Origin of the sequence: Sphingomonas olei (genome assembly GCF_045369765.1) — a bacterium.
Classification (GTDB): domain Bacteria; phylum Pseudomonadota; class Alphaproteobacteria; order Sphingomonadales; family Sphingomonadaceae; genus Sphingomonas; species Sphingomonas panaciterrae.
Genome location: NZ_JBIQEU010000046.1, coordinates 1 through 5,189, shown reverse-complemented (window position 1 = coordinate 5,189; position 5,189 = coordinate 1). Strand labels below are relative to the sequence as shown.

The following is a 5,189-nucleotide window of genomic DNA, read 5'->3' as shown; positions in this document are numbered from 1 at the left end:
CTCACCGGCGAATACCTCTGGCCGAAGGGTGCCGAGGCTTAGGGTGTCATTTCGCCCTCAGCCGGATTCGACCCCTAATATGGGACTTCTCAGCCGTTGCACCGCCCCCATCGCCGAGAGACACGTTGATGGGGGTACCCATCTTACACCACGGTCTGGACCCATTGATGTGGACTATCCCCATGACTACCCGAAGGTCATACGTATGCCGCACCTTAGGTTTAGCTGACCATCTCGTTGTAACGCCTGCCAAATTCTGCGAGTCTAGGCTCCGAGCAAACGACAATTATATGACTGCCAGCTGGATGACGCTTCAAGCGAGTGAGTGCAGCATAAATTGCGGTGCAGTTTTTATATTCGCGGATGCTAGCGATGTAAACTACGAGAAGCCGGGTCTCCCATCCTTTGAAACTGTGAAAGGTCGTGGCCTTGATGCGCGGTTGACCCATCCAAAATGCCATTTTCAGGCGGCCTTCCTTCGCCTTGTCATGTTCGTAAGTGTGGGCGATGTTGTGCTTATATCCTGTGTATGTTTCCAACTGGTCGACCACCTTTTGACCGTGATCGATTGAATCACAGAGAAACACGATGTCGCTGTTGGACGTGCTATTGTCTTTCACATTGTATTTCATTTGATGCACTGCATATGTGCACTTCGCGACGGCCTCCTGCTCTGAACATTGGATCCAGCGAACCGAGCTTTCGTCCAGTTCGAGGCTAGCCTGGTCACGTTCAGGCAAATCGCGCGATTCTGCGGGTAGGTAACGCGTGGCGAAGTCCCTCGCGAGGCCCAGGGCAGCGGAAGGGACGCGGTAGCCGACCTTGAGTTGGGCCCAGGGCCCCTTGAATCCGGCTCCCGACATCACCTCTTCGGTCCAGTTCCCGGCTGTGCCGTAAACGTCCTGAGTGACATCGGCGACCAGCACCATTTCACCATCCGTGCGGCAAATTTTGCGCAGGGCGTCCCACCACTGGGGCAGGAGATCCTGTCCCTCATCGACAAGCACGGCATCGAACTGTTCGAATTGGCTGAGCGCACGCGCAGCCTCTCCGGCTAAGCGAGGAACCTGATCATTCAGGATTGGGCCACTGATCGCACTGATTCGCCGCTTCTTCTCTTTAGGATCGAGGCTTGGATTATTCTGAATCTCGGCGATCGGCTTCATGATCTTGCTGTATCGATCGAGGAACCCCAGGTGTTCGATCCGCCTGTGCTGGCAGACCTGTTTGGACCACCCGTGAAAATGAGTGAACGTTACTCCGCTCATCGGCTTCGACACGGATCTGCCGTTCACGACGAGATCGCGCAAGCCGCGCACGATCATGTCATGCAGGTAGTGCCACAGCGTGATGTTGAACGAGACAATGAGGACCGATTTGCCCTCGCTGGCAAGCCGAGCGGCGCGACCGGCCAGCACCACCGATTTGCCCGATCCCGCTGGCCCTTTGATGCGGCGATAGCCCGATGGGGTTCTCGTGTTCGTCATGGTCCGCTGGTTGCTGTCCATGACCAGCGGTTCGCGCTGGGTTTTGGCAAAATCGGGTTCGACGAGCCATTTCCGCATGTCGGCAGCGTGATATGGCCGCATGACCGTTTGACCTTCACGTTTGAGCAAGGGGATCCTGCGTTTCAGGCCGCCTGCCATCATGTCTTCCTTCCCGGCGACGGGGAGCCAAGTTTCCCGGTTTTCCTGTTCCTTGTCGTTCAGAAAGCGCTTTTGAAGCTCCAGTATCTGGTCCCGGGGAGCAAATGGGAAGATCACGAGGGGCGTGATCGTGCCGAATCCTGCCTTTTCGGGCAGGCGGGGGCAGTATATATTGAAGATCGCTTCCTTGTATTCCTTGATCCTTGAAAACGGGTTGGGGATGGCAAATTCCTCGTCACCCTTTCGAGCGTAGAGTTCGGCGTGGCCGTTGTCTCGCGTTTTGATAAAATAGTGCATCGCGTCGAAGTTCCAGTCCTTCACCTCGATCACGACGATGCCGACAGTCGGATTAAGGAGCACGAAGTCTGGGCGTGTGCCGTTGAGGTGGGGCTGGAGGTAAATCTCCCAGGCCTCGTCCAGTTCGCGATCCAGTTGATCAAACACCAAGCGCTCGCCAGCAGTGAGCGGCTGCCTCAGACTGTCGAGTTCGTTCCGGGGAGGTTCGACGATACGGGACATGAGCAACCTTTTTCAGAAATTCAAAAGTGTGTTATTGCAAAAACCTAAAACGGACGTTTACCGGTTGTTTGCACGTGCTACTCCCGGTCCGCAGTACCTTCCTGGCACCTTCGGGCCGGTAGCCTCCCGATCAGTGGATCCAGGCGGTGGTGACGACGAGGCCGTTTTCAGCGACGATCACGTAAGCGCTGCGGGCGCGCTCAAGCCGGCGGGCGTCTGACCCGACCTGCTCGACGAACCGCCGCCAGGTGCGATCGGTGAAGGCATAGCTAAAGCATCCCCCACCTGCGTGGCGCTCCTGGCCGAAGTCGATGACGGCATCGATGATGTCTGGTGACATGCTGCGTTGCTGGCTGCGCAGCGCCGCGTGTCTGCTGAGTTTCGTGCCCGCGGCGGCGCACGAGGTGGGGCGGCGGCAATCGAACGGGTTCACTGGCTGCCTCCCTCGAACGCAGCCTTTGATGCGGTGCGATGCGCCTGAAGTTCCTCGAACCTCTCGACGTCAGCCTTAGTGCAAGGGTAACTAGGTTCGGGCTCGTGCTTGAACCGCCTACGGAAGGCGAAAGGGGCGGGGTACCGCGCGTCGTCAACGAAGCGGGTTTCTGCGAAGGGATTGGCACGGGCCTCCTCAATCGTCTTGTCTGAGTAGTAGGCCGGATACCATTCTGCCGGATGGCAAAGCGCTGCTGTCAGTTTCTCGTATTCCTGCGCCCATTCGGGATGCTCCAGTTCGTAGCCCTGGCGCCATTGATCGAGCTTTGCCTGGCTTGCTCGCCGCTGGTCCTCGAGCATCGCGTGGTGCGCGGCCGCTTGGTCGGCCAGATCCTTACGAATGAGCTCGGCCAGCTGGTTCAGGTCGCCCTTGTTCGCGATCTCGGCCTTGTCGATACTGGTGGAGAAGCGCACCTCGCCGCGGACCAGCCTGCGGGTGATTTCCGGATCTCCCTCGGCGACGAGATCAAGCAAGGCAACGTGGGGATTGAAGCCGTTGGCATCGGGCACATGGTCGGGCCAGTTTTGATCCCACATATCGATGCTGACCGCATTGTCGGTTTCCGCGACCATCCGGCGCAATACCTCGAAGAAGAGATTGCGCGGAAGAGCCGTTGAACCCTGTTCTGGTTCGAGCCCGAAGCATTTGTGATTACGGACTGCCTCGCGATCGAGGTCCAGACCTTCGACTTCGTCCGGGCTTCCAAACCTTCCGATGCGGATGCCCCGGTTCCTCGCTTCGCACTCATGCGCCGCGAAGAAGGCATCGTCATCGCCGGGGATCTGGAGCGCCCGGGCCGCGACGGTCGCGAACAGGATTGGCGCCAGTTCGAGGATCTGGGTCTGCGAAACGTTGAAAACTAGCTTCATGGCCGCGTAGGCATTGTGCGACGCTGCCGACACCCGGCCCGAAACGATGACGCCTTCCATGCTGTCCGCAAAGTCCGGGTCGAAGTCCTTGGGGCTGCAACCAAGCGCTTCGGCCAGCTTCACGATAGAGGCGCTCTTGGGTATCTGGTGGCCATTGGCCCAGCGACTGACTGAGCGCACATCGCACTGGATTTTTTCGGACAGCTGTTTTTGGCTGGCCCCACACGCCTTCATTTTCTTACGAAAAAGTTCCGCCTTAAATGCCATGTCACATCTTCCTCTGGGTGGTACGATGCCAGTAGTACGGCGGTGTGAAGGTCATTTTAAGATGGTCAATTTTGTCCTGTTTTCCCAGGTGTAAGAGGGTAATATTTTGGATATTTGCAAACCCGCATTGAGAAAGGACAAAATATACGACAATTAGGGATTATCCGGTTAGTTCGATCGAAATTCGCGCAAATTAACCGTACACGTTGACGACCGATCGGGCTGTTTGAGGTGGCCCCCTAAATGACCTGACAGGGTCTCACTCTTAGATAAGAGTGAGGCATATGACTGAGCATACGACCATGCGTTACACCGATGGCGAGGCTTGGTCCGGCACTGGCTTTCCCGATTGGGATCGAATAGCGGGACGCTCTCAGCCGTCCCAAATGGCGTGATGTGGGACATTTCTGCCGCTCCTAGATGATGTGTCGAATGGCAAGTCTTGCCAGGAGCCGACTTCCAGCGCTGCGCCAACCGGCTGCCAGATGTCGACCGAGGCTGGCCGATAGGCGAATGTCCGGTTCCGGACCGGCATATGGCGATAGCTGCCGTTTGCGCGCGTTGACTACCGGCCAAACTCGGCCGTTCAAAGCTATCTCAAAGAATGGCTGATCCGCTGTAACCCGCCGTTCGTTCACCGACGCCGTATCGGACGGACGACAGTCCGGCTCTAGGCTAGCAGTCTGGTGAGACTGTAGGAGACGGTTCCGTCCTGTGGGACGCGGCCGCCCGTATTATCCGTTGCATCATCCTAGCCGCCCTAAGTGGCGGTTAGGCCCAGTTCTCTCATCTGTCGAACGGATTGCTGTTCGTGTAGCGCTGGCTGATGAACTTCGTGTTGTTGGTGAAGGCGTCGATGTCGTGTTGGGCGAGGTTGCGCAGGATCTCGTCGATCTTGCCTTGCATCTGGTCTAGGCTCTCATTCAGGATGAAGCTGGCAGATTTTCCGGTTTTTCGGAAGATCTCGGATCTATGCTCGGATGGGATGTCGATGTAGCTCTTGATGAGCTTTGGCAGGTGCTGCTCGCGCATCTGGATGACATCAGCTTGGCTGAATCCCGGTATATGCTCCCGGTGCATCGCCTTCTCAGCTTCTGTGAGGGAGGCCAGGATGCGGGTGACGCGCCCCTTCGAACTATTGGGAACCCGGTCGTCGTCATAGTTGACAATGACAGGCGGGATAGCCGGTGACGTCGGCATAGCCGTTGGCGCGGGACTAAACCCGCTCACCAGTCGCCGGAAGAAGCCAGTCCCGCGCATACGGAGCACCAAATAGCCAAAGGTGAGGCAAAGGGATAGGAGAAGGAGAAGGCGGATCACTGTCAATCGGCGTCCAAAAAGGACCCCCTATCGGCGTGCAAAAGGGACCCCCTTCGTCGAGCAGCGTGACGGGTA

The 5,189-nt window shown here is 57.4% G+C and carries 4 protein-coding genes; all 4 read right to left on the bottom strand.

The features are described from left to right. Positions 1–221 precede the first annotated feature (221 nt). The 4 genes from ACH0BU_RS17740 to ACH0BU_RS17725 all read right to left on the bottom strand — a co-directional run bounded on the left by ACH0BU_RS17740 (position 222) and on the right by ACH0BU_RS17725 (position 5,114). The gene (locus tag ACH0BU_RS17740; RefSeq protein ID WP_406889822.1) at positions 222–2,165 is read right to left on the bottom strand and encodes an NERD domain-containing protein; all 1,944 of its coding nucleotides are present in this window, start codon (positions 2,163–2,165) and stop codon (positions 222–224) included. Between the two features lie 130 nt (positions 2,166–2,295). After that, positions 2,296–2,598 carry a hypothetical protein gene (locus tag ACH0BU_RS17735; RefSeq protein WP_406889824.1) on the bottom strand — a complete coding sequence of 101 codons (303 nt, stop codon included), beginning with the start codon at positions 2,596–2,598 and terminating at the stop codon, positions 2,296–2,298. Beyond that, complete coding sequence (locus tag ACH0BU_RS17730) at positions 2,595–3,794, bottom strand: helix-turn-helix domain-containing protein (RefSeq protein ID WP_406889825.1); 1,200 nt, start codon at positions 3,792–3,794, stop codon at positions 2,595–2,597. Before ACH0BU_RS17730 ends, ACH0BU_RS17735 begins: the two co-directional genes overlap by 4 nt. A gap of 786 nt (positions 3,795–4,580) precedes the next feature. Next, positions 4,581–5,114, bottom strand: a complete 534-nt coding sequence (locus tag ACH0BU_RS17725; RefSeq protein WP_406889827.1) for a hypothetical protein — start codon at positions 5,112–5,114, stop codon at positions 4,581–4,583. Between the last annotated feature and the right edge of the window lie 75 nt (positions 5,115–5,189).

Coding starts and splice junctions, on each gene's coding strand:
- ACH0BU_RS17740 (WP_406889822.1), bottom strand. CDS start 2,165: ATGTCCCGTATCGTCGAACCTCCCCGGAACGAACTCGACAGTCTGAGG.
- ACH0BU_RS17730 (WP_406889825.1), bottom strand. CDS start 3,794: ATGGCATTTAAGGCGGAACTTTTTCGTAAGAAAATGAAGGCGTGTGGG.